The organism is Acinetobacter sp. YH12027, assembly GCF_013420085.1.
In the GTDB taxonomy this organism is placed as follows: domain Bacteria; phylum Pseudomonadota; class Gammaproteobacteria; order Pseudomonadales; family Moraxellaceae; genus Acinetobacter; species Acinetobacter amyesii.
The window spans coordinates 1-25281 of sequence record NZ_VOYW01000039.1 but is presented as its reverse complement, the minus strand read 5'-3'; the positions used below and the strand labels follow the sequence as shown (position 1 = coordinate 25281).

Sequence of the window (25281 nt, the reverse complement as noted above, 5' to 3'; positions counted from 1 at the left end):
CAATATTTTCGTTTTAAATTAAAAGTTATCTGTCTTGGCTATGGCTTCGAACTTCCCTTGCGGCGTCTTTATTAAAACCAGCCCTTCGGTCGTAATATAAAAACTTTCAGGATAATCAAATTCTAAAGCCAGCTCTGGGTTTTTCAGTTCGACAAATTGAGCCTGTTTATAGCCTTCAACGGTCCTCCCCACTTCCAAATAAGTCACTTCTGAGAAGTTGAGTTTAAATCCCTTTGCTTGATCCGCTGGATCAATCCAAGGAAAAAAACCGGTATGTTTTTTACGTGGTTTTGCCATGTTTAGATATTCATTCAAATCTTTGCTTTATCTTAACCCATCTCATAAAAAAACCCGCACAAGGCGGGTCTTTTTACAGTGAAATTCTGTACAGAATTACAAGCTGTAGTACATGTCGAATTCAACTGGGTGAGTAGTCGTGTTAAGACGACGAACTTCTTCAGTTTTAAGTTCGATGTAGGCATCAAGCATTTCTTTAGTGAACACGCCACCTTTAAGAAGGTAATCATGGTCAGCTGCAAGAGCTTCAAGCGCCATATCTAAGCTATGAGCCACTGTAGGGATTTTAGCTTCTTCTTCAGGAGGAAGGTCGTACAAGTTCTTGTCAGCAGCTTCACCTGGGTGGATCTTGTTTTGAATACCGTCAAGACCAGCCATAAGAAGCGCAGCGAAACCTAAGTACGGGTTCATCATTGGATCTGGGAAACGTGCTTCGATACGTTTGCCTTTAGGGCTAGAAACGTAAGGAATACGGATAGAAGCTGAACGGTTACGTGCTGAGTAAGCAAGCATAATCGGTGCTTCAAAATGTGGAACTAAACGTTTGTACGAGTTAGTTGATGGGTTTGTGATTGCGTTCAATGAACGAGCGTGTTTGATCACACCACCAATGAAGTACAACGCCATTTCTGAAAGACCAGCGTATTCATCACCAGCAAACAAGTTCTTGCCATCTTTAGAGATCGACATGTGAACGTGCATACCTGAACCATTATCACCAACCATTGGTTTAGGCATAAACGTAGCAGTTTTAGCATATTGGTGAGCAACGTTCCAAACCGCATATTTGAACTGTTGAACTTCGTCCGCTTTGCGAACCATAGTGTTGAAGCTTACACCGATTTCAAGCTGGCAAGATGCAACTTCGTGGTGATGTACTTCTACACGACCTGGGCCCATGATGTCTTCAATTTTTGCACACATATCTGCACGCATATCTTGTGAAGAATCTACAGGAGGAACTGGGAAGTAACCACCTTTCACACGTGGACGGTGACCAGAGTTACCCGCTTCGTAATCTTTACCAGTAGACCAAGCAGCTTCTTCAGCGATTAATGTGTGGCGCGCGCCAGACATATCGATGTCCCATTTTACTTCGTCAAATACGAAGAATTCTGGTTCTGGACCAAAATAAGCAGTATCACCGATACCAGTTGATTTTAGGTATTCTTCCGCACGGCGAGCAATAGAGCGTGGGTCACGCTCATAACCTTGACCAGTTGAAGGTTCGATAACATCACAAGTCACAACAACTGTAGCTTCTGCAAAGAACGGGTCGATAAAACAAGTTTCTGCATCTGGACGTAAGATCATGTCAGATGCTTCAATGCCTTTCCAACCAGCAATTGAAGAACCATCAAACATTTTGCCATCTTCAAACGTATCTTCGTCGATTGAATCTGCCGGGTAAGTTACGTGTTGTTCTTTACCCTTAGTATCAGTAAAGCGAAAATCGACCCATTTTGCGCCACTTTCTTGGATGAGTTGAAGGACCTTGTTCGCCATGCTCATTTTGCTCCGATGATTTTTTTGTGCACACTGAAGTGCGTGTTAGTAGTTGGTAGTTATTAAGCAATTACCGTACCAACTTTTAAAAGCTAAGCTAAAATACTGAATTCCTTATCAGAATAGAAGATTTTAGCTCCTTGCTTTTCGACTATTATACTGTGTGTAACAGTAAATGCACCATATTCAGCCACTCTTCATCACTTTTGTTTAAAAACTTCTCGCAGGTGTATCAAAATAGTGCAACTTGGTTTTGCACCAGTATGCACCAAAATGATTAATCGCTTTCAACGATAAAATTATTAGGATTTTATTCAAGCTTTAAGGTCGAATTTAAATACGATAGAAACTAATGGTTTAGCTAGTTCTAGATGGAAAAATACCAGCGTGATAACTATATTCATGATCGATATTTAGGTTTTTTGAGCCCTTAAAGCACTCTTTTTTTGAAGTAGATTTAACCATTTTGTTTTAATTTTGATCAATCTACCTTTGCATTAATTGTGCTCCATTTTGGTGATTTTGCTTCAAAACGGTTCATATTTTTCCAGCTAGAGCCTGAATTGCAATTTTTAACGACAGTAAGCAGATCTTTTTAAAATATCAATTGAACACATTTCAAACACTTAAATTCAGCCTATTGCTTTGTTCAACTTAAATCCTAAATTTATAAGTCGATAATTTGCTGAAATGATTTCAGTTGCGATGAACTTTGGCGAAATTGTTCAGCAGAAATTGAATAATATTTGCTATGATTGGCTGCATTCTAAATATTTCACTATTTTTCTATTTAAAATATCCACACGATATTTGGGTCAATATACAACTATTTAGAATCATTTCGGACTATTCTAAGCACAGTTAAGTGCATAAATTTCAAAGGTTAATACGCTCATGCTTTTGATGATCGACAATTATGACTCTTTTACCTACAACATCGTCCAATATTTTGGCGAGTTAAATCAGGAAGTAAAAGTTGTACGTAACGATGCCGTGACATTGGAAGATATCGAGCGATGGCAACCGAAGTATTTAGTCATTGGTCCTGGCCCTTGTTCGCCAAGTGAAGCAGGTATTTCAATTCCTGCGATTCAACACTTTGCGGGAAAAATTCCTTTACTCGGTGTGTGTTTAGGCCACCAAGCCATAGGACAAGCTTTTGGCGGCGATATTATTCGCGCTAAAAAAGTGATGCACGGTCGTTTATCTGACATGTATCACAGCGATCAAGGCATTTTCAGCAACCTCCCTTCGCCATTTTCAGCAACGCGTTATCACTCTTTGGTGATTGATCAAGCGACTTTGCCTGAATGTTTAGAAGTGACCTGCTGGACCAATGAAGAAGATGGCACGATGGAAGAAATCATGGGCGTAAAACATAAGACATTGCCTGTCGAAGGCGTGCAGTTTCACCCTGAATCAATTCTTAGTGAACATGGCCATCAAATCTTTAAAAACTTCTTAGAAATTTACGCTTAATCGAGTGCAAAAAATATTATGAATATTCAACAAGCTTTAAATAACATCACTAAAAATATTGAACTCACTCAACCTCAAATGGAAGAAGTGATGCGTACCATCATGCAAGGTGAAGCGACCGATGCGCAAATTGGCGCACTCATGATGGGCTTACGCCAAAAAGGTGAAAGTATTGATGAAATCACTGCCGCAGCACGTGTAATGCGTGAGTTTGCGATCAAAATCGATGTCAGTGATCTGCCACATTTGGTGGATATCGTTGGTACAGGTGGTGATGGTCAAAACTTATTTAACGTTTCTACTGCGTCTAGTTTTGTCATTGCAGCAGCAGGTGCAACCATTGCTAAACATGGCGGTCGTGGTGTTTCATCAAAATCAGGCTCTTCTGATCTTTTAGAACAAGCTGGAATTAACCTTGACCTGAACATGCAGCAAACTGAACGTTGTATTCGTGAAATGGGCGTTGGTTTCCTCTTTGCACCTAATCATCATAAAGCCATGAAATATGCTGCTGGTCCACGTAAAGAATTGGGCTTCCGTAGTATTTTCAACCTACTTGGCCCGCTTACGAATCCGGCCGGCGTAAAACGTTTTGTGATTGGTGTTTTCTCTACAGAATTATGTCGTCCTATGGCTGAAGTTTTAAAACAACTCGGTGCAGAACATGTCTTGGTGGTGCATTCAAAAGACGGTTTAGATGAAATTAGCCTTGCATCAAGTACTTATGTTGCTGAACTCAAAGATGGCGAAGTTACTGAATGGGAAATTCAGCCGGAAGCCGTAGATATCGAGTCGCAAACCTTAACGGGTCTATCTGTAGATAGTGCTGCTGAAAGTCTAAAATTGATCAAAGATGCTTTAGGTAAAAACAAATCTGCACTCGGTGATAAAGCCGCGAATATGATTGCCCTAAATGCAGGCGCAGGCATTTATGTTTCAGGCTTAACCAAAAGCTATAAACAAGGTGTTGCATTAGCACATGACATTATTTATGGCGGTCAAGCACTAGAGAAAATGGGCATTTTGTCTGAATTTACTAAAACTTTAAAAGAATACGAAGCTTAAGATTAGGACACAGATCATGGTAGATATCGCCAATACAATTTTGGGTAAAATTGTTGAATGTAAAAAAGAAGAATTTGCAGCCCGTCTTAAACAACGTAGCTATAAAGATGTCGAAGAGCTAGCTCAAGCAGCTACACCTGTTCGAGGTTTTGCACAAAACCTCGGCTCTAAACGTCCGGGGGTGATTGCTGAAATTAAAAAGGCATCACCATCGAAAGGCATCATTCGTGAAAACTTTAACCCTGCTGAAATTGCGCAGCAGTATCAAGATGCTGGTGCGGCATGTTTGTCTGTTTTAACCGATGTGGATTTTTTCCAAGGTGCTGATGAAAACATTCAGATCGCACGTTCGCACTGTGACTTGCCAGCCCTGCGCAAAGACTTTTTGATTGACCCTTATAGTGTGATTGAAGCACGTGCTTTACATGCGGACTGTATTTTATTAATCGTGGCTTGTTTGTCTGATCAACAACTCGAAGAAATGTCGAAAACTGCTTTTGAGCACAATCTCGACGTATTGGTTGAAGTACATGACGAAGAAGAACTTGAGCGTGCAATGCGTCTTTCTGACAATTGTCTACTAGGCGTCAATAACCGTAATTTAAAAACCTTTGATGTTGACCTCAATACATCATTACGTTTGAAGAAGTTACTTGAGCCTTCTCGCCTACTGGTGACAGAAAGCGGTATTGCAACACCTGCTGATGTCGCGATGATGCAAGAACATGACATTCATGCATTCTTGGTCGGTGAAAGTTTTATGAAGCAGCCACGCCCTGATCAGGCGTTTAAGGAGCTGTTTGGTGTGCCTGATAAAATATAAATGAAATATGTAGGGTGAGTTCGCTCACCCTTTTTCTCCTTTGCATCCATATTAAAAAAATTACACATCCTTTTTATAATTTTTATTCATTTGAGAATTAAAAATAATGAAGTCGATTATTTCTTCTACTCTTCTATTCATTTCATTAATCTTGGTTTCACTACACCAGATAAGTTGGGCAAAAAATATAACTCTGTATACTGGCTCACCGTATCATATTGACCAAAATCATATCCTCTACTTCAATATTTCCACTATGCCCGAAGGCATCATTGCTGCGCAGATTGACCTAAATCAAATTTTTCCAAATATAAATACTAACGTGCTAAAGGGCAAAAATTATGATTTCAATAATAATCAAATTGAAATCATTAGTTATCAAGGCTTACCAATAGTCATTAATTACTCAATCAATACTAAAAACAAGAATATTGAAAATTCAACCTATTTTTCTATTTCTAAAGGACATAAAAATTCTTTATCAAAACCAATCAATATTAAATCTCACCCTATTTCCATGGAAAAATTAAATTATTTTTAACAGATTTTTTATAAAGATAACCCTCATTTATTGAAAAAGAATTTAGCTGATGAGCCATATTTAATAAATCTATTCATGTTCCATGCAGCAATAAATGATTTTGATGATATGAATGATTTTTTCCAAAATGCGATAAAGAACCTGACACAGAAAAATGATATTGATAATTATGAAAAAGCCAAAAATTTGTATCTTGAATATTTAAATTTTGGTGAAAACAATGAATTTTATGATACCACCTTAATTATGGCGGCAATCGAGCACACAGATATTTCTTTCATTAAAAAAATGAAGCTTAGAAAAATAAATGAACTTGTAGTAGATGAAGTTGAACCACAAACATATTATTTCACTAGATGCTCCCCATTAGGTAAAGCTATTCGCCTAAATCAATATCAGATAATTTCTTATTTACTTGAAAAAGGCGCTTCAACCGAAATCGTGTGTATTTCTAAATTTAATGAAGAACAATCAGCATTAGCTCTTGCAGAACAATATAAAAATAAAAAAGTTATTAAATTAATTAATTCAACTTTGAAGTCCAAATAGGATTTGTAATGAATTAAGAGATCTTCTTTATATAAAGTCTTTCCAGTTCAAATCAGTGCCATTTAAGGCTATAATTGCTTTAAATTTTTGTATATTTCCCGTTTTTTCATTATGAGCAAACACGATTCTTCGCTTTCAAAAGATCAGTACAACCTACTGAAATCTTTTAAAAAGCAAATTACGAATCCACATTCCTCTACGATTGCTAAACAGCCTGAGCCAACGCCAAAGACTGTTGAACAAGAGCAGGAAGAAGACTTCGCGCTTTTCCAAAAGCAAATGCAAGGTGTTCAAAAAATGAATGCAGGAAATACTGCAAAAATGGAAAAAGTGGGTCGTAAAAAACCTGATGCGCAAACGTTGGCTAAACGTGCTGCTGCAATTGGTCCTATGGAAACAGATGATGCATTACTTTCTGATACGCAAGCGATGCTCAACCCTGTTGCCAGTCAAGCGGCCTTAAGCTATCGCATTGCAACCTTACAGCATAAAGTTTTTGAAGATTTAAAAGCCGGTAATCTACGTTGGTTCGAAGCAGTCGACTTACACGGTTGCACTGTAGAAGAAGCTCGTTCGGCTGTGCTGCAAATCATTCAAATGGCGAAAGATGACAATCAAAACGTCATTAAAATTGTGCATGGCAAAGGGCCAGAAGCAATTTTAAAAACTTATGTAAATAGTTGGTTACGTCAACACCGTGACGTATTGGCATTTGTGAGCGCCCCAGAAAAACAAGGCGGTACAGGTGCTGTACTGGTTCTGCTTAAACGTGCAGAAAAGAACCCACAGTTTAAACAATAATCGGATTTAACTCCAAAAGAAGGCATTGTAATAGTTTTCTGCTACAATGCCGTCCTTGTTCAATCTCTCAGTGTAAGTGAACACGTCTTATGTCTATGCAGCAATCCTACGCAAATATCCTAACTGCCGTTGGTGAAGATCTGAATCGCCCAGGTCTTAAAGATACGCCTATGCGTGCTGCTAAAGCTTTTTCATATCTTACTTCTGGTTATAGCCAGACACTTGAAGAAGTGACCAACAATGCGGTTTTCCCATCCGATAACCGTGAAATGGTCTTAGTTAAGAATATCGAATTCTATTCTTTGTGCGAGCACCATTTATTGCCATTTTATGGCCGTGTACATATTGCTTATCTCCCAGAAGGCAATGTTTTAGGTTTATCTAAATTCGCACGTATTACTGAAATGTTTGCCCGTCGCTTACAAATTCAGGAAAATCTCACTCAGCAGATCGCTGAAGCTGTGGCTGAAGTGACTGGTGCACGTGGTGTTGCTGTAGTGATAGATTCAGCTCACATGTGTATGATGATGCGTGGTGTAGGTAAACAAGAATCTACAACCCGTACCGTTTCTTTTGTCGGTGACTTTAAAACCAATAAAGAAGAACGCCGTGAATTCCTAAGTGCTGTACCTGAAAGCTATTAATAGAACATTCAGCGTCAGCTCTTTAAAAAAAGCCTCAAACTCTTGAGGCTTTTTTTATTTGTGTTTTAATGTCGCAAATCGTTTGTTTTGATAGCAAAGCACTATTTTCAGGATGAATCATGTCAGATGTATATATTGCCGGTCAGGGTTTAGCGCAAGCCGAACACAGCATAGACTTCCCTCGCCCAGACCGTTTGGTTCAGGGCAATCCCAAACGTGAAACTGCAAGCCTGTATGCACACCCCAATATGGACTGCGGGATTTGGCAATGTGAAATTGGCGCATGGAATATTGTCTTTGCACCGAACAAACAAGAGTTTTTTACAATCCTTGAAGGTTTAGTACGTATTCATGATCAACAAGGCGGGTATATCGAAGTTTCCGCTGGCAAAGCGGGCATTATTCCCCCATCGTTTCAGGGCAAGTTTGAAGTTGTCGAAGCAGTCAAAAAATACTATGTAGTTGTCGAAGTTTAAATTACGGTACATCTCGCATAAAGCGTATTTACCCATAAAAAAAACTCCCATATGTGGGAGTTTTTATTCTCAGGATGAATTAGATATACGACAAATGCTTTGTGACTTGAATACAGTTTCGACCATTATTTTTTGCTGCGTACAAGGCATGATCTGCTGCATCTAAAAAGCGCTGATAGTCAGGATGTCCATCATACTGCACACAACCAATACTTACGGTAAAACTAAATTGCTGACCTTGTGCCGTTCGGATCAGGCCCTTTTCAATATATTGGCGAATATTTTCTGCAATTTTCATCGCACGGTTTACACCAGTATCCACCAAGAGTAATAAGAACTCTTCCCCACCGATACGGAATGCATAATCGCTACCTTGACTATAACGCTGTAAGGCTTCGGCAATAAATTTAAGTGCAAGATCACCTGCCGCATGACCAAACTTATCATTGATCATTTTAAAATAATCCGCGTCAAAGGCGAGCAAAGACAACGGCGTTTCATTTTGCCGCGCAAAGGTAATTTCACGTGAAATAATAGTACTGAGATAACGACGGTTCAGAAGTTGAGTTAAAGAATCATTGCCAGACTCAATATATTCAGCCACTTGAAATAGTTGATCGACTAAATGCTGAATTTCACGGTTCAATTCACGAATCTGTTGAATCAACTGTTGCAGCTGATCTTTTTCCGTCATCTGCATCGTTTGCTGGGTTAATTGATCGACTTCATAAATTCGGTCAATAATCAGTTGCACCTGATCTGAACCTGAAAAAGCATATGCCGCTTTATGAATGAACCATAGCCCAAACTCTGATTTTGAAAATAAGGGATGATAAAAACCAACATTGCCCGAAAAGATTTTAAACATCAGTTCATTTTCCCAATCGAGCAATGAACCCCGTTGTTTATCTTTATGCACTGCTACATCTTGCATCGCAGAAAATAAGCGATAATTGTGTTTTGTTTCTTGGTTTTTTTCCGTATTGATCTCATAAGATCGGCACATGATTTCAGTGCTGAACCCCATAATTTGTACAATATAACTACACATATGGAGAATATTTTGTGTTTGGTTTAACTCTAAAATTTCAAATATTTTACGTTCTATTTCACGTACACCACGCATGATAAACCATGACGGAATACCAACACGCGCGTGTACCATTCCAACTTTCTGTTGTCTTTTGACTGAGCTTTCAAATTCACCATTCAGTGCGACATTAAATGTTTCTAATAACCATTTTCTTAAGGTGTCGATGAGCCTTTTTTGAATAATATCGTCTTTAAAAAACTCAGCCGACTCAGGCTCACTCGACATTTTTTCATAAAAAACAGTAACTAAATTTTCAACATGCCTTTGGATAAATTGCAAAGCTGCAAGATGTTCATTTTCAGTATATTGATCACAAATATCTTTCCAAGTCTGACTTAGACCTGTAATACATTCTTGATTCATTCGGTGACACAAACCACAGCTATTACAAAGCTAGCAATCATACCTTGCTTTACTTACATAAAAAAACAAATTTATTTGATATTTCACATTTTATCTATTTTTAAAAATTAATAGAAAAATACATAACTCAATTTCAATTTATTCCAATCTTGATCATCTTGTTGCTGGTATTCGTATCCTAGTCTTAAAGCATTTTGTTGGTTGACGATATATTGTAATTCAGCATCGAGTTTCAGATTCCATTGATGTGTATCTTCCCAATACGGAAGCTCTGCCTGAACCAAACTGTTGAGTTTTTCTGACCAAATATTTTGGCAACCCAGTGTCGGCCCAAGGCCCACTCGCCATCCATCATCTAGAGACTTACCGCCCTGCACTTGCATTTGAGACTGCACATAACACAAATGCGTGCGTTCTTGATTGGCCCAGCTATATCCAGATTGCGCTTTGAATTCAGCAACGCCATGTTGTTTCGTTTCGCTAAATTGACCTGCATCCACAGACACTTGCTGCCAGCCAAAATTAAAACCCCAAGTTAGCGGTGTTTTAAATGGCGTGATCGGATTGTAGGAGTTGACCGATAAAAAATCAAAATGATTGAGTTTGAGTTGGTCGTCACGATATTGAATCGAGCCATCCCAAAACTTCAACTGCGTACCAATCCGAAAGCCACCTTGCGGATCGATCAAATCATGATAAGCCTGACGATGACCGAGTTCGATGTATTTTTCACCTTGAACTTCGCCTACTGTAGCTGAAAAATTTCGCGCATGATGTCCATTGACTGGGTCTAGACTTGGCTGCTTAGGTTCAGTCCGTTGTTTTGGTTGCGAAGATTGACTACGTAAGGCCAAGATTTGACGTAATTTAGGCTGCGTTTCTTCCGCACTCACCTTTCTCCCAATCAGTAATAAATACAGATGGTCATACGCCATTTCTAATATTTTCGCTTGCTCTACTTCATTAAACTGAGCGAGTGCTGTAGACATGTTCTCAGGTTTAATTTCAGCGAGTTTATGCGCTTCGCGTGCTAAACGATATCCATGTTGCTGCGCTTGTGACAAAAGCTGCGTTTCTAATGCAGGACGATAAACCGCTGCTCGAATCAGTTGTTCATCATTGATCGCTTTGATCGTCTCAACGGGAATGGAAGCAACTTTAAATTTTTCGGTTAAATTCAGTGTCGGGCGAACCAAATCCATTAAGCCCAATAATCGATATGCACAGTTATCACTGGCGAAATAATAGGGAAAACTGACATTTTGCATTTCCCAAATATGTTTAACCAAATAACTGGTTTCTTGCTCGGTTAGTGCTAGCTCATATTCCCACAAATCACGACTTTCAAAATCACCATATTCTTTCACTTTACGGTAGTACGGCATCAAGGAATATTCGCCAGGATATTGCCCTGTTAATCCTTTCCATGCATAAGACCAGTTATCTTCACCTGCAACTGTAGCTGCATAATTAATGGCATAGGACACCAAATTTAGTTCTTTCTGATCTTTCGGATCGAGACGCAATAAGGTATGTCCAAACATAGAACTTGGATTACCCATAAAGTCTGTGGCGTAGATTAATGTCGCTTTATAAGGCTTAATTTTTCCAAACCATTCATCAAACTCAGGGCAACTTACTGCAGGTAACTGCTCTGAACGGATGGATAATTCTTGCATCAGCCACTGACTACGCGCGGGGAAACGACAACGAAAGGCTTGATTAGGTTCGGCGGTTTGAAATAGTGCAGCGACATCTGCCTCTAATTCGGCTTGAGCACTTTGACGGCCATTTTCAGCTAAAAAATAACCTGTATAGGCAACTTCACTTTGTCCTTTATGATCTGTATATAAAAGTCGTTGCCAACTGATGTGTTCAGACAGTTTTTTTGATTGTGCAAGTTCAGTATATCGCTGTAGCTCTAAGGTTTTAGAGAGGTTTGTATCTACAACTTGCTGAGCATATAAGATGCTCGGAATCATAAAGGTACAAAATAAAGCAATTGATTTCATTCAGTTATATTCAAATCCATTTTAATATATTTTAGATAATAAAAAACCCTGCCGAGAGACAGGGTTTTGAAAGCATCGATTAAACGTATGCTTTAAGTACTTCGTCTTTTGCCATTACACTTTGTAATGAAGCAAGTACTTGTAGAGAAGACTGGTTTTCAGCTGAATAGATTTCAGCAAAATTTGCTTTAGACACAGCAAAGAAACGTGCTTTATCTGTTGATTGGATGTTTAAAAGCTCAGCCAAAACATTCAGGCTCTCACCTTGACCAACTGCCATATCACGAGCAAGTGATTCAGCATTTTCATTGGTAAATGTTACCGCTTGAGCAGTTACTGTACCTGTACCGCTACAACCTAAAGTACCAAAGGTAATACCAAGTAACTGGTTAGTAAAAATACCGTTGGTAGTCGCAGCTAAAATTTTAGGAATTTTACCTGATTGACCAGCCCAAACTTGAGAACCAACACCACAACCTACGTCACGGTCAGCAAAAGCAGCTGTAGAACCTAGTGCAACGACTGCAACTAAAGCTAATTTTTTTAACATAGCACTTCTCCAGGGAATTTTATTCCATTGTTTTTAATTATTAAAACATGTGTAATTTTGATTACACACCTGTAGATTAACTTGATCTTTCAGATAAGGCAAAACATTTTCATCTAAAACTTTTGGCTAAAAATAATACGTTCTTTTTCACTATTTTTTGAGCAACCAAGTACCATTTTCATCACGTTTTCCAAGAATTTTGAGCACTAAAACCAAACTGAGTAATAGCAACAAATACCAAGAACCGAGTTTCCCCCAACCGACCATATGCCATGCATCGACCTGACTTGGATATAACCAAATTTGATAGAAAGTACTGATATTTTCTGCGATCCAAATCAAAAATGCCAAAATCAACAGTACTGGTAACATGGGCAACTGAATCACATGATTTTGTAATTGAAAACTGAGCTTAGTTTTCCAAAAGATCACCACACTCCAAGCAAACAAAAACATACGAATATCTGGCACAAAAAATTTGGTCATAAAATTAAGATATGACAAAACGGCTAAACACAGCATATTGCAAAAACGCGGTAAGTTACTGAACGACACTTGATATAGACGTAGCGAACGTGCAAAGAAACTCCCCACCGCCGAATACATGAAACCTGCAAACAATGGCACAGTCAGCAATTTGAAAATCGCAGGCTGCGGATATTGCCATGAGGCAATATGTGGATGGGTCAGAAATATTTCCATCCCCATTGCAAGGATATGAAACAGTGCTATGACTTTGGCTTCCGCCCAAGACTCGAGTTTTAAGCAGAGTAAACACACTTGAATGATCAGTGCATAAAACAATAAATAGTCATAACGGAAAAAGCCAAAATATTCCTGACTTCCCATTGCTGCTGTTAATGCAAAAGCGATCAGCAGTAATATCCCAAATAAGGCAGCCGAAGCTGCCTTATAAGAGAACTCAAAACATGATTTTATCATCTTGACCACGGTTGAATCCTAAACCAATTTCCCTAAAGCCTTATAAATACTTGGCACTATATTCGTGTACCGTATCAATAAAGGCTTTTGGATTGGCTGGATCTACCCACTGAGTAATACCATGACCTAAGTTCGCCACATAACCAGTTTTTTCACCGTTGGCATATGCATCATCTAACATGGCACGCGTCGCTTTCGCGATTGCTTCAGGCGAACCATATAATGTTGCTGGGTCTAAGTTGCCTTGCAATGCTGCACGGCCTGCGACTGTTTGACGCGCCACATTTAATGGCGTAGTCCAATCTAAACCAAAGGCATCTGCACCCGTTGCAATCATTGGCTCTAACCATTGACCACCACCTTTGGTAAACAAAATCACAGGAACTTTGCGTCCATCTTTTTCACGCTGTAATCCTGCCACGATTTTTTGCATGTAGTTTAGTGAAAATTCAATGTATTCACGGTGTGCTAATGCCCCCCCCCAACTATCAAAGATTTGTACGGCTTGCGCACCTGCATCAATCTGCGCATTGAGATATTCAGTCACCGCCACAGCCAAACGGTCTAATAAGGCATGCAGCACTTCAGGTTGTGCATACATCATTTGTTTTGTAAAACGGAAATCTTTGCTTGAACCGCCTTCCACCATATAGGTTGCCAGTGTCCAAGGACTGCCTGAGAAGCCAATCAAAGGAACTTGTCCGCCCAAAGCTGAACGAATCGTAGTCACGGCATTCATGACATAATCTAGGTCAGATTTGGCATTAAATTTAGGTAAATTCAGTACATCTTGTTCGGTACGTACAGTTTTATGAAACTTCGGACCTTCACCTGCTTCAAAATACAGTCCCAAACCCAACGCATCAGGTACTGTCAAAATGTCTGAAAATAAAATGGCTGCGTCTAAGTCATAACGACGCAAAGGTTGTAAAGTAACTTCACAAGCAAATTCTGTATTTTTACAAAGGGATAGGAAATCACCCGCTTTTGCACGTGTTTCACGATACTCTGGTAAATAACGGCCAGCCTGACGCATCATCCAAACCGGAGTGGCATCTACCGGTTCACGTAATAAGGCACGCAAGAAACGATCATTTTTTAAGGTCGTCATTCACTTTCCCAACTTAATTCGATATTCGCATCATCATATCAAAAAGGTTGTAAATATAATAACTTCTCAAGCATTTAAAAACCGATCATGTTGAGTACCAAAAATGATATTTACACAAAACAACTACTGCATCTCCACTTTTTTTCTGTAATACTTAGCCAGTTTTTAATACACAGTAAATGAATAATTCTTAAGGTTGAATTACATGTTCGTTCGCACCATGCTCGCACTGAGCCTAAGTTGCATATTTGCTGGTACAGCTATTGCCGCATCTACTGCTGAACAACCATTAACGCCAAAAAAAGTGACTAATGTTGCAGTTCAGGATCCCATTGATCCGTTAGCGACTGAAGCTTCATCTGCAACTAGCCAGATTAGCGCTCAAGAACAAGAAGATCTGAACCAAGCATCGCAAACTTTAGACAGCTTGCAACAATCAGAAGATGTTAAAGCCGACATCGGTGCTGCACCTGCTACAGCGACTGCTACAACTCCAACACCAACTTCGCCTGCTGCCAAAGTTGCTTGGGGTTTAAATGACCTAAATAATGCTCAGTGGTATGACAACATTGGTAAAGGTCAATTCCCTGTTTATGCACGTGCGCATGTCATGCTCAATAATGCACATGCTTCACCGGGTGCAATTGATGGTACCAGTGGTAAAAATACCCTAAAGGCGATCGCTTCATTCCAACAAATGAATGGGTTGAAACCTACAGGGACTTTAACTAAAGAAACTTGGGATGCGCTGATTGCAAAACAAGGTTCTAAACCTGCATTTATTGAATACACATTGACTGATGCAGACTTGAAAGGTCCTTATGCAGCATCGATTCCACACGACTATGCATTACAAGCAAAAATGAAGGGCTTGTACTACACACGTGTGACTGAAATGTTGGGTGAAAAATTCCACATGGATGAAGACTTTTTGAAAAAGTTGAATCCAAAAGCGACATTTAAAAAAGCTGGTGAAAAAATCTTAGTAGCGAATATTCGTAACGAAGTTCCTGAAGATATTCACCTAATCGTTGCACATAAAGGCGCGAAACAACTTTACTTGTTTAATAGCCGCAACCAAATGATCGGTTCATTCCCTGCAACGATTGGTAGTTCAGATACTCCATCGCCTACAGGTACATACAAAGTCACAGGTGTTGCACCAAACCCATGGTACAGCTACTCACCGTCTAACTTTGTTCAAGGCAACAACAAAAAACCACTTTCATTACCACCTGGTCCAAATGGCCCTGTCGGTAATATCTGGATTGGCTTGAGCAAAAAATCATTTGGTATTCACGGTACACCGAACCCATCTGCTATCTCTAAAACTGCGTCACACGGTTGTATTCGTTTGACCAACTGGGATGCAAATGACTTAGGTAAGAAAGTGAAATCTGGTGTGACTGTTAAATTCTTAGAATAATTTTAGTCACATTTAAAAAAGCCTGCATCGTGCAGGCTTTTTTTATAGCTGTGCATCCATGCATAACAAAAGACTCAATCTTGGCTGAGCGTTGCAAAAATAGGATGAATTGTCGCTAAAAAACTATATATCCCGATTTAGTTCAATCTTAAAATAGGCACATGTTCAATAATTAAGATAAGGATGAATGCCATGAATGCTTTTTTACATCCAAGTGAAAACCGTGGTCACGTAAAAATGGGCTGGCTTGAGTCTAAACACAGCTTCTCTTTTGGTAACTGGTATGACCCGAAATACATGGGCGTTAGTGCGCTTCGTGTAATTAATGATGACTTAATTGCAGCACATGAAGGTTTCGGTCAACACCCACATGACAACATGGAAATTTTAACTTGTGTGTTAAAAGGTACCATTACGCATAAAGACAGCATGGGCAACCATGGTGGCATTTCTGCGGGTGAATGGCAGCTGATGAGCGCAGGTACAGGTGTGCGTCATAGCGAAATGAACCAAGGTGATGAAGATGTACATTTACTACAAATTTGGATCGTTCCAAATGAACGTGATGCTGAACCGACCTATCAACAAATTAAATGTGATCCACGCGATCAACCCAATCAATGGCATTTAATTGTCGGTCCAAATGACAATGCAGCTATGCATATTCGCCAGCAAGCGGAAGTTAAATCCGCATTTTTGACGAAAGGTCAATCTTTAGAGATCCATGCAATGCAGCATATCAACTATATCCATGTTATTTCAGGTTCAGTGCAAATTGCTGAACATAAAGTTGAAGCTGGTGGTGCAATTGCGTTCTTAGAAGATAGCCAAATTGAAGCGCTTGAAGATGCTCAAGTGATTTGGTTTGATTTACCCGAAGTAAAATAACGAAAAAGCCCTCAAATGTGAGGGCTTTTTTTATGCCGCTTGGCTCAGGCGTTCACTTCGTTTATACAACCACATCAACACCAAAGTTGGAATGATAAAACCTGCAGCCACCATGATGCCATGTAGGATTGAGGCATAAGGCTCAGCAAGCATGGCCACATGTTTCATTGGAGATGTCAATGGATGGAATCACTTTAAACATCTCGAAATCAATCATTTCGAGATATTCTTAAATGACGCTCAGTAGCTCAATATTTAGATAAAATTCATCAATCACTGGTGACTTCTCTTGAAGCACTTGCACTTTATGTACGATCCCTAGAATCTACCCAATCAGCCTTAAGTTTCCACGCGATAAAAATGATTTTGCATAAAGACGCAAAACATAGAGGCAAATAATTGCCGATCTTGTTCAGCTTGAAAAATGCCCCCGAAATAGTCCCGATCTGTGGTTAAAATTAAATCTAAGAACGTTGCTTGCTTGGGAACGACACCCTTTCTTTGGCAATATGCAAAATATGCGCTGACATCTTCAAATAAGATCCACCACTCCTGTGGACTTCCAATCTGAATGCCACCTAATGAATGCTGAAGATCAAACATCGCATTGAGCAGATACTGAAAATTTTGCTGTGAACTTTGAAATTGCAATCTCGGATAATCTGTTGTTAGATTTAAATCGATCAGATGTAAATGGACGCTCCGAGCACGCTCTAATCTACGTTTAACTTTGACATATTGTTGATACCGACGTCGATCTTTTGCTGTGACCGAAGTTAAGCGCGATAAATCCATATTGTCATGCAAATCACTAAGTTTCACTTCACACGCAATTACATTTTTAGCGGTACGCTGCGCAGCTCGAAATCGGTTCTCACCTGCTGCTTTTGTCAGTGCCTGTATCGCATCAATAATATGCGTTTGAAAACCCATAGCGCGAAGCTCATCCGTCGTTGTCTCTGTATCTTCTAAAATGTCATGTAATACAGCGACGATTTTAGCATCGGGATGTTGCACATTTTGCATCACACGAAGTGGATGCTGAATATAGGCTTGACCCGCTTTATCGACTTGTCCGAAATGGCGTTCAGTCGCCAAAGAAATCGCGTTTTCTAAAGTTGAAATAAAGAATCTCCCCTTCGTGGTCTTTTTTATTTTTCTCCATCATATTAACCAATGAATACAGATATTTGTAGCTCTAAGCGCGACCCGAACGACACAACTTGACTCGATAAAATGCATGTTTTCCAAGACTTCCGTGAGGTAGATCTTTTGCAAATACTTCTATGCCATTCGCGCCAACATTTCCAAAGTAATTTTTTTCACCTCTTTTTTACTTTGCTGAATATGGCTGCGCATTTTCTCCAATGCCGCTGTCACATTATGTCCAAGGATCAATTGTAAAATCTGTTGATGCTCTGCATAAGTGGCTTCAATTCGATAATCTTTAGAAAAATCTAAACGTCGAATAATACGGATTTTTTCACTCACATCCCGATGCACTTTCGCCATTTCACTATTACCGATTGCCTCAACCAATTGACAGTGAAATGCTTCATCTTGCATCGATAAAGTTTTTAAATCATGCAAAAACTGTTCGGGCTGAATACACCACAAATTCACCAATGTCTGTAAAGCCTGTTTGAGTTGTTCTGTTTCCATTTTGCAGAGCTGCTCAATGGCATAGCATTCCAGCAAAATCCGCAAATCATACAATTCTTCGTAGGCTTTAAAGTTCAGCGGCTTCACCTCCCAACCGCTACGAAAATGTACTCTTACATAGCCATCTTGCTGTAAACGGTATAAAGCCTGACGTACGGGTGTACGGCTCACTTCATACAACTCGGCAATTTCAGATTCGGTAAAACGTGCGCCCGGTTTGAGCTGGAAATCAAAAATATCGTTTTTTATTTTTTGGAAAACCAGCTCAGACAAGTTGTCTGAGCTTTTCCCAACAATGGCTGAGGTCATATTTATTCCATATAAACCAGCGGCTCACCGCTATGTACCGTTTGTCCTGCACGGCAGATAATCGCCTTCACTATGCCGTCATCATCAGCATAGACTGGAAGCTCCATTTTCATCGCTTCAATAATGGCTACAGTATCGCCTTTCTTCACAGACTGTCCAGCTTCGACAAAAATTTTCCAAATGTTGCCGGTCATCGACGCATTCAAGGCTGCAAATTGGCTATAGTCGGTATCATCTTGCAGGATTTCCATTTCCGCAGGTGCATCAAACTCATCTTTCCAGCGTTCAACTTCAGTTGTAAATGCCTGCTGCTGCTGTGCTTTAAATTCGGCAATACTGTCCTTCTCTGTTTCCAAAAAGGCTTGATAGGCTGCAAAATCAAATTCAGTTTCTTCAATTTTGATTTCCGCCACACCATTGGCAAAGTCAGCACGGAATTGATCCAGTTCAGCTTCGGTTACTTCATAATATTTAATTTGATCAAAGAAGCGTAAGAACCATTGCTGATCACCAAACTGCTTGTTCTTTTTAAACTTATTCCAAATAGGCAATGTACGGCCAATCAATTGATAACCGCCCGGTGAATCCATGCCATAAATACACATATACATACCGCCAATACCCACAGTACCTTCGGCAGTAAAGGTACGTGCAGGGTTATATTTCGAGCTAAGTAAACGATGGCGCGGATCTATTGGCACAGCACAAGGCGCGGTTAAATACACATCGCCCAAGCCTAAAATTAAGTAATTGGCATCGAAAATAATATCTTTGACTTGCTCACGGCTGTCTAAGCCATTAATGCGCTGAATGAAATCGACATTATTTGGCAACCACGGCGCTTTGGCACAAACACTTTCTTGATAACGTTCTACAGCACCTAAAGTGGCCGAATCCTCAAATGCCATCGGTAAGTGAATAATACGAGATGGAATTTTGATTTGGCTCAAATCTCCCATCTCATTTTCAAGCCCCAATAAGAACTGAATTAAATTCACTTGGCTGAAACGCAATCCATCATATTTAATCTGCAGTGAACGGACACCGGGTGAAAGCTCTAAAATGCCATCAATATTCGCTTCACGAATGAGTTGCATCAATCGATAAACACGTAAGCGTAATGCTAAGTCGAGGACATTTTCGCCATATTCCAGCAAGATATAACTGTCACCAGCCTGACGATAAATAGCTTTCGGCGCATGCGCATCTGCTTCACGCACAGCCAATACCCCTTCAGGCTTGCATTCAAAATTTGCCGCCTCTGAATTTTCAGGCGCTTGAGCAAAATTTTGAATATCGGCAATTTGCTGAACTTCCAAGGCATTGGCTTGTTCCACACTCATTGGATAGAAACTGATGCTGTCATCTGCCTTCAGTTGACCAATCTTCCAAAGTTCCGCTTTGGCAATGGTCACTGGGCAAACAAAGCCACCAAGGCTTGGGCCATCTTTCGCCAAAATCACAGGGAAATCACCAGTGAAGTTAATCGCCCCAATGGCATATTCACAGTCATGCACATTGGATGGATGCAAACCTGCTTCACCGCCATTTTCACGCGCCCAGCTTGGTGTCGGGCCTGTTAGGCGAATACCTAAACGGTTTGAGTTAAAGTGTACATTCCATGTTGAAGCAAAGAATTCTTCAATATATTCAGGTTTAAAGAAATCTGGTGCGCCATGCGGGCCATAGAGCACACCAATTTTCCATTCTTTGCCATAGCTTGGAATACGTTCTGCTGCCAAAGCTTGCGGTGCTGCTGTAGCAATTTCCAATCCATCCAAAGGCAGGCTTGGATTGACCATTTTAATCATGTCGCCTGCGCGAAGCACGCGCCCTGCATGACCGCCAAAATTACCCAATGCAAAGGTTGAACGGCTGCCTAGATATTCAGGCACATTTAATCCGTTGCGGATTGCAAGATAAGTACGGCAACCTGATTCAACTTGTCCGAGTGCCAAAGTTTGCCCGGCTTTGATGCTGATCGGCTGCCAAAAATCGACATTCACACCATCTAGAGTCGCGCTACATGGCGCACCTGCTAAGGCTACGATGCTATCGGCATGAAATTTAAGACTTGGTCCTTGTAAGGTAAACTCAAAGCCTGCTGCCGATTTTGGATTACCCACAACTTGATTGGCCAATTGAAATGCATAATCATCCATCGGGCCTGATGGCGGTACACCGATATCCCAATAACCGACACGCCCCGGGTAGTCTTGAATCGTACTTTGTGTACCCGGTTGCAGCACTTCAATTACATTTGGCACGTATTTAAAATCATCCAGCAGACGTGTCCAGATTTGCATATTATCAAAGCGTGCATCAGACACTACGGTATGCGCATAATCCAAGTTGGTGCTGATGCCATTCAGGCGGGTTTCAGCCAAGGCTGTTTTTAGCTTGGCAATCGCACTGTCTCGATCTGCGGCATGCACAATAATTTTGGCAATCATCGGGTCAAAATATTGTGAAATTTCTGTGCCTGTAGATACCCACGTATCCACACGAATGTCTTCAGGAAAATATACATCCGTGAGTACACCCGGACTTGGCTGGAAGTTTTTCACTGGGTCTTCCGCATAAATTCGCACTTCAATGGCAGCGCCATTGGGCTGAATATTGCTGAGTTTTTCCCAGTCCAAAGCATCACCTGCTGCCACTTTGAGCATGCATTCAATCAGATCTAATCCTGTCACCATTTCAGTGACTGGATGTTCAACCTGCAAACGGGTATTCACTTCAAGGAAATACACTTCATCACGGGCAGCATCATAGATAAACTCAACTGTGCCTGCGCTGCGGTATTTCACCAATTGACCGAGCTCTACTGCAGCACGGTGCAATTTTTGACGGGTCGCTTCTGGTAAATGCGGTGCTGGTGTTTCCTCCACCACTTTTTGGTTACGGCGCTGCAATGAACAGTCACGCTCACCAAAGGCAACGACTTGACCTAAACCATCACCAAATATTTGCACTTCTACGTGACGAGCTTTATCGACAAAACGTTCGAGAAACACACCCGCATCTTTAAAGAACTGCTCGCCTAGACGCTTTACACTTTCATACGCATCTTTTAATGATTGCTCATCATCACAGCGGGTTAAACCAATCCCACCACCGCCTGCGGTACTTTTCAGCATAATGGGATAGCCAATCTCTGCAGCAGATGCGAGTGCTTCATCCAAACTTGCCAATAAACCTGTGCCCGGTGTCATGGGTACATTGGCTACAGCTGCCAATTCACGTGCACGATGCTTCAAACCAAATTCTAAAATTTGTTCAGCCGTTGGCCCCATAAAGGCGATACCATTTTCCTCACATGCACGGGCAAAGTCGGCACTCTCTGACAAAAAGCCATAACCGGGAAATATTGCTTCAGCGCCGGTTTGTTTGGCTGCTTGAATCAATTTTTCAATACTTAAATAAGTCTCTGCAGGTTTAACACCTTCAAGTGAAACTGCTACATCTGCATCTAAGACATGTTGTGCATAACGGTCTGTCTCTGAATACACGGCAACTGACTGAACACCGAGTTTCTTTAATGTACGAATCGCACGAACAGCAATTTCACCACGGTTTGCAATTAAAACTGTTTTAAACATGATTATTTCCCCGAATTTTTTAATTTGATTTTGCTGTTGTTGCTTGCAGTGATTGGATATAGGCGCGCCAGCCACCAAATTCACTGATATTTTTTGCACCGTTTAGGCCATAGGGTTCGCAAATAAAGCCTTTCACCCAACGTCCATCGGCAAGCTCAACATTGCCCATACCCAGTGGTGTTGGAATTTCAGCGACAAATTCACCAAATCGTGCTTTTGGAATATCCCAAAGCTCGACAATAATTTTTTGACCCGATTCCTGACGTGCTAAACCTGGTTTCGGCGGTACAGTGCCCGGCAGTGCATAGAGGGCATAATCAGCAGAAGTGGTTGTGGTTTCGACATGCACGGCTTGGCGTGTTGTCAGTTGGAAATTGAGTGGCATGCCTGTGAGATGTGCACCCACAACCGCAACTCGAAAATGCTGTGCGGATGGTGCAGAAATGACTGAAGCTGTTTCAGGCAATGTTTTACCCATTGCACCGAGGGGTAATTTCAATTGCTTTTGCCATTTTTCTGCAAAATCTGCTAAAGCCGTATCGTGCCAAGCTGGTGCGATTAAAGTCATTCCAAAAGGCAGCCCATCGGCACGAAAGCCTGCGGGTACAGCGATGGCACTCAGGTCAGCTAAATTGGTAAAGTTGGTATAGGTGCCAAAGTGACTGTTATATTCAATCGGCGCTTCAGCCATTTCGGCCAGTGTATGAATGGTTGGTGAGCTTGGCACCACTAAGGCATCAAATTGCGCTAAGGTCTGCTGAATTTGGCGTGCCAATTCTTGCTTTAAATATTCGGCGTTATAGGCATCCACCGCAGTGTACTGCTGGCCTTTGGCAATGATTTCTAAAACAGTTGGATCAAAGTCGTCTGCGTGGCTGTCTAAAATTTCAGCTACGGCCGCCGTACGCTCTGCGACCCATGACCCTTGGTAAAGTTGTCTCGCCAATTGACTAAAAGCGCTGAAATCAATTTCTGTCAGTTCTGCGCCTAAGTTTTTTAATTCAGTCAGTGCTTGCTGAAATGCATCCGCCGATTGAGCATCGCCAAAAAATTCTAACTGTTTTGGAATGGCTAACTTTAATTGTGCGCTGAACTTTGCAGGCGCTGTTGCTGGGTTCACACGTGAATAGCTGTCGGTTACATCAAAACCTTCTATAACTTCTGCCACTGCAGTTGCATCAGCGACGGTTAAGGCAAAAATTGAAATACAATCTAAGCTCTTACAGGCAGGCAATAAGCCTGTATTTGAAAAGCGACCTTTGGTCGGCTTTAAACCGACAATATTATTGAAAGCTGCAGGGATTCGTCCTGAACCTGCAGTATCTGTACCGAGTGCAATCGGGACTAAACCACGTGCTACTACACTGCCTGAACCAGAGCTTGAACCACCGCTTACATAGTCAGGATTAACAGTATTCGGCACGGCACCAAATGGCGAACGCGTACCGACTAAACCAGTAGCGAATTGATCTAAATTGGTTTTACCTACAATGATGGCACCTGCTTGTTTTAAGCGCTGCACCACAGAGGCATCTTCAGTTTTAATGTCCGTAAATAATTTAAACGCAGCCGTCGATGCAAAGCCCACCACATCAATATTATCTTTCACTGCAATAGGCACACCAAATAAAGGTAAGGCCGTAGCATTTTCAATTTGTTTTAAAGCTTTAATCTGAGAAGTTAATTGCTCTATAGATGCAATGGAAATCCATGCTGGGTCTACGCGATCAAATTGCTCGACCAAGGCATATAAGTCTTCAAGTTGAATTGTGTTATTCGTGTAGGCCGCTTTCCATTCCGCTAAGGTCCAGCCTAAAGTTTTTATTGAGTTCATTGATGTGCTCATTCTTGTATCCAAGTTTGAATACTGTGTTGCACACATCATGCCAACTCTAATTATTATTTATTTTTCAATATCTTAATATATTTTATCAATCATTTGCCTATTTTATTTAGCCAGTACAAAAGGATAAATGTTCTATTAAGTTTCCAAGCTCCACTATTTTGGTGCATGACTTTTATAATCGTGTTTTCAATAGATTCTTTTCATTTAGATGCAGATATAAATACAGTGAACTTTCTATTTTCACTCTTTATAAGCTTTCAATTTAGATGTTTTGTATGACTTTGAACTTAGAATAAAAAGAACTGAGAAATATTTTGAATTTTATATATAGAAAAAGATACATCAATGATGGCTAAAGCAATATTGGGCTTTGAGATTGATCGGGTTGAATAGAAAAGTAGTAATAATAAAAGCTATTGATTCGCAAAATTTAGTTCAACAATCAAAACTAAAAAATGGTGCGCTCAGCGCGCACCGTAAATACAATTTAACTAATTGTTTATTATAAATATTTAAACCCAACCCACATCATTGTACCGCAAAAAATACCGTAAAAATTCAGCATTCTAAAAAATATTGATGATGGCAATGTAGGTCATTACCACCAACGAAATATATTGATTTCAGGTGCTACCACTACCCCACCTGACTATACATTGTTGAATGACAAAATGGCTCAACTAGTCGGTTGGTACAAGTCGGAAGCGCATCAGCGTCATCCTATTGAACGTGCAGCTAAAGTACACCTGGATTTTTTATTGATGGTAATAGACGCACATCACGTCTATTGATGAACCTTAAGTTGCTGAAATCTGGATATCCACCTTGCGTTATTACAGTTGAAAAATCGCGTGGCTTACTATGAAGCTTTGGATCAGTGGATGGCTTATGACAAAACTGAAGCTTTTATCCAATTGATTTCTGAAGCAGTGATCGAAGGATTTAAACCATATCAGATAATTTTAGGAATTTAGAGTTACTCCCATTTATATATTTCTTTATTTGTACTGCTGCTTAGGACATTTTATTTATTAGAGCCTTGTTGCCTAATGCTGTTATCAAAAAATTGTTCAGCGATATAATTTCAGAATGAAGAAGCCTACACATAGAATCTATCATACAAAGAATTGACCTTACCACAAACCTAATTTTATTAACTTATTCAATAAATCTCTTTCATAAATCAAAAAACGATCTTCTTTTTGGTTAATATTTGCACTCCGGATTTCTTAGCATTCGTGCATAATCTGCGGATGAAATACATCGATTCAAACAAGCTTTCTGATCCTCAGTTCA

At 40.3% G+C, this 25281-nt stretch carries 21 protein-coding genes and 2 pseudogenes; 11 read left to right on the top strand and 12 right to left on the bottom strand.

The window, feature by feature from the left end; translation table 11 throughout:
* Positions 1-18 precede the first annotated feature (18 nt).
* Complete coding sequence (locus FTT94_RS13280) at positions 19-297, bottom strand: hypothetical protein (RefSeq protein ID WP_180007665.1); 279 nt, start codon at positions 295-297, stop codon at positions 19-21.
* 96 nt (positions 298-393) lie between these two features.
* A complete protein-coding gene (glnA, locus tag FTT94_RS13275) occupies positions 394-1809 on the bottom strand; it encodes a type I glutamate--ammonia ligase (RefSeq protein ID WP_171263711.1) in 1416 nt (471 codons plus the stop codon).
* Between the two features lie 888 nt (positions 1810-2697).
* Here glnA and FTT94_RS13270 point away from each other — a divergent pair.
* From FTT94_RS13270 to FTT94_RS13240, 8 genes are all read left to right on the top strand, one after another.
* On the top strand, positions 2698-3282 hold the full coding sequence (locus FTT94_RS13270) for an aminodeoxychorismate/anthranilate synthase component II (RefSeq protein ID WP_078190263.1): 585 nt from the start codon (positions 2698-2700) through the stop codon (positions 3280-3282).
* An 18-nt stretch (positions 3283-3300) separates the two neighbouring features.
* Positions 3301-4347, top strand: a complete 1047-nt coding sequence (trpD, locus tag FTT94_RS13265; RefSeq protein WP_168379163.1) for an anthranilate phosphoribosyltransferase — start codon at positions 3301-3303, stop codon at positions 4345-4347.
* A 16-nt stretch (positions 4348-4363) separates the two neighbouring features.
* The gene (gene trpC, locus FTT94_RS13260; RefSeq protein WP_180170938.1) at positions 4364-5170 is read left to right on the top strand and encodes an indole-3-glycerol phosphate synthase TrpC; all 807 of its coding nucleotides are present in this window, start codon (positions 4364-4366) and stop codon (positions 5168-5170) included.
* 106 nt (positions 5171-5276) lie between these two features.
* Entirely contained in the window at positions 5277-5711 is a 435-nt protein-coding gene (locus tag FTT94_RS16745) for a hypothetical protein (RefSeq protein ID WP_257231444.1), read from the top strand.
* A gap of 30 nt (positions 5712-5741) precedes the next feature.
* Complete coding sequence (locus FTT94_RS16740; protein WP_257231443.1) at positions 5742-6260, top strand: hypothetical protein; 519 nt, start codon at positions 5742-5744, stop codon at positions 6258-6260.
* 111 nt (positions 6261-6371) lie between these two features.
* Positions 6372-7061: a Smr/MutS family protein gene (locus FTT94_RS13250; RefSeq protein WP_078190270.1), complete on the top strand. Its 690-nt coding sequence runs from the start codon at positions 6372-6374 to the stop codon at positions 7059-7061.
* Between the two features lie 95 nt (positions 7062-7156).
* Positions 7157-7705, top strand: coding sequence for a GTP cyclohydrolase I FolE (gene folE, locus FTT94_RS13245; protein ID WP_171262632.1), 549 nt, complete (start codon positions 7157-7159; stop codon positions 7703-7705).
* A 119-nt stretch (positions 7706-7824) separates the two neighbouring features.
* The gene (locus FTT94_RS13240) at positions 7825-8181 is read left to right on the top strand and encodes a cupin domain-containing protein (RefSeq protein ID WP_180170937.1); all 357 of its coding nucleotides are present in this window, start codon (positions 7825-7827) and stop codon (positions 8179-8181) included.
* A gap of 79 nt (positions 8182-8260) precedes the next feature.
* On the opposite strand, the gene FTT94_RS13235 is transcribed toward FTT94_RS13240, so the two are convergent.
* The 5 genes from FTT94_RS13235 to hemE all read right to left on the bottom strand — a co-directional run bounded on the left by FTT94_RS13235 (position 8261) and on the right by hemE (position 14252).
* Positions 8261-9637, bottom strand: coding sequence for a diguanylate cyclase (locus FTT94_RS13235; protein WP_180170936.1), 1377 nt, complete (start codon positions 9635-9637; stop codon positions 8261-8263).
* A 107-nt stretch (positions 9638-9744) separates the two neighbouring features.
* Complete coding sequence (locus FTT94_RS13230) at positions 9745-11649, bottom strand: DUF4105 domain-containing protein (RefSeq protein WP_180170935.1); 1905 nt, start codon at positions 11647-11649, stop codon at positions 9745-9747.
* 79 nt (positions 11650-11728) lie between these two features.
* Positions 11729-12199 carry a DUF3015 family protein gene (locus FTT94_RS13225; protein ID WP_078190276.1) on the bottom strand — a complete coding sequence of 157 codons (471 nt, stop codon included), beginning with the start codon at positions 12197-12199 and terminating at the stop codon, positions 11729-11731.
* 150 nt (positions 12200-12349) lie between these two features.
* Positions 12350-13141 carry a DUF817 domain-containing protein gene (locus FTT94_RS13220; RefSeq protein WP_180170946.1) on the bottom strand — a complete coding sequence of 264 codons (792 nt, stop codon included), beginning with the start codon at positions 13139-13141 and terminating at the stop codon, positions 12350-12352.
* A gap of 40 nt (positions 13142-13181) precedes the next feature.
* Positions 13182-14252, bottom strand: coding sequence for a uroporphyrinogen decarboxylase (hemE, locus tag FTT94_RS13215; protein WP_078191978.1), 1071 nt, complete (start codon positions 14250-14252; stop codon positions 13182-13184).
* Positions 14253-14457: 205 nt separating this feature from the next.
* Between hemE and FTT94_RS13210 the strand changes: the two genes are divergently transcribed.
* Together FTT94_RS13210 and FTT94_RS13205 are read left to right on the top strand one after the other, a co-directional pair.
* The gene (locus FTT94_RS13210) at positions 14458-15678 is read left to right on the top strand and encodes a L,D-transpeptidase (RefSeq protein WP_180066393.1); all 1221 of its coding nucleotides are present in this window, start codon (positions 14458-14460) and stop codon (positions 15676-15678) included.
* Between the two features lie 192 nt (positions 15679-15870).
* Positions 15871-16566: a pirin-like bicupin family protein gene (locus FTT94_RS13205; protein WP_180170934.1), complete on the top strand. Its 696-nt coding sequence runs from the start codon at positions 15871-15873 to the stop codon at positions 16564-16566.
* A 30-nt stretch (positions 16567-16596) separates the two neighbouring features.
* Here FTT94_RS13205 and FTT94_RS13200 read toward each other — a convergent pair whose 3' ends face one another.
* From FTT94_RS13200 to atzF, 5 genes and pseudogenes are all read right to left on the bottom strand, one after another.
* Positions 16597-16734, bottom strand: coding sequence for a hypothetical protein (locus FTT94_RS13200; protein ID WP_180003210.1), 138 nt, complete (start codon positions 16732-16734; stop codon positions 16597-16599).
* 555 nt (positions 16735-17289) lie between these two features.
* Positions 17290-17691 (bottom strand): annotated as a pseudogene (locus FTT94_RS16735) (guanosine-3',5'-bis(diphosphate) 3'-pyrophosphohydrolase); the annotation flags it as partial.
* Between the two features lie 159 nt (positions 17692-17850).
* Positions 17851-18537, bottom strand: a complete 687-nt coding sequence (locus tag FTT94_RS13190; RefSeq protein WP_180170933.1) for a GntR family transcriptional regulator — start codon at positions 18535-18537, stop codon at positions 17851-17853.
* A 2-nt stretch (positions 18538-18539) separates the two neighbouring features.
* Positions 18540-22139: an urea carboxylase gene (uca, locus tag FTT94_RS13185; RefSeq protein WP_180170932.1), complete on the bottom strand. Its 3600-nt coding sequence runs from the start codon at positions 22137-22139 to the stop codon at positions 18540-18542.
* Between the two features lie 19 nt (positions 22140-22158).
* Positions 22159-23973 carry an allophanate hydrolase gene (gene atzF, locus FTT94_RS13180; protein WP_180170931.1) on the bottom strand — a complete coding sequence of 605 codons (1815 nt, stop codon included), beginning with the start codon at positions 23971-23973 and terminating at the stop codon, positions 22159-22161.
* A gap of 575 nt (positions 23974-24548) precedes the next feature.
* Between atzF and FTT94_RS13175 the strand changes: the two are divergent.
* Positions 24549-24959: pseudogene (locus FTT94_RS13175) on the top strand (Fic family protein); the annotation flags it as partial.
* Positions 24960-25281: the final 322 nt, after the last annotated feature.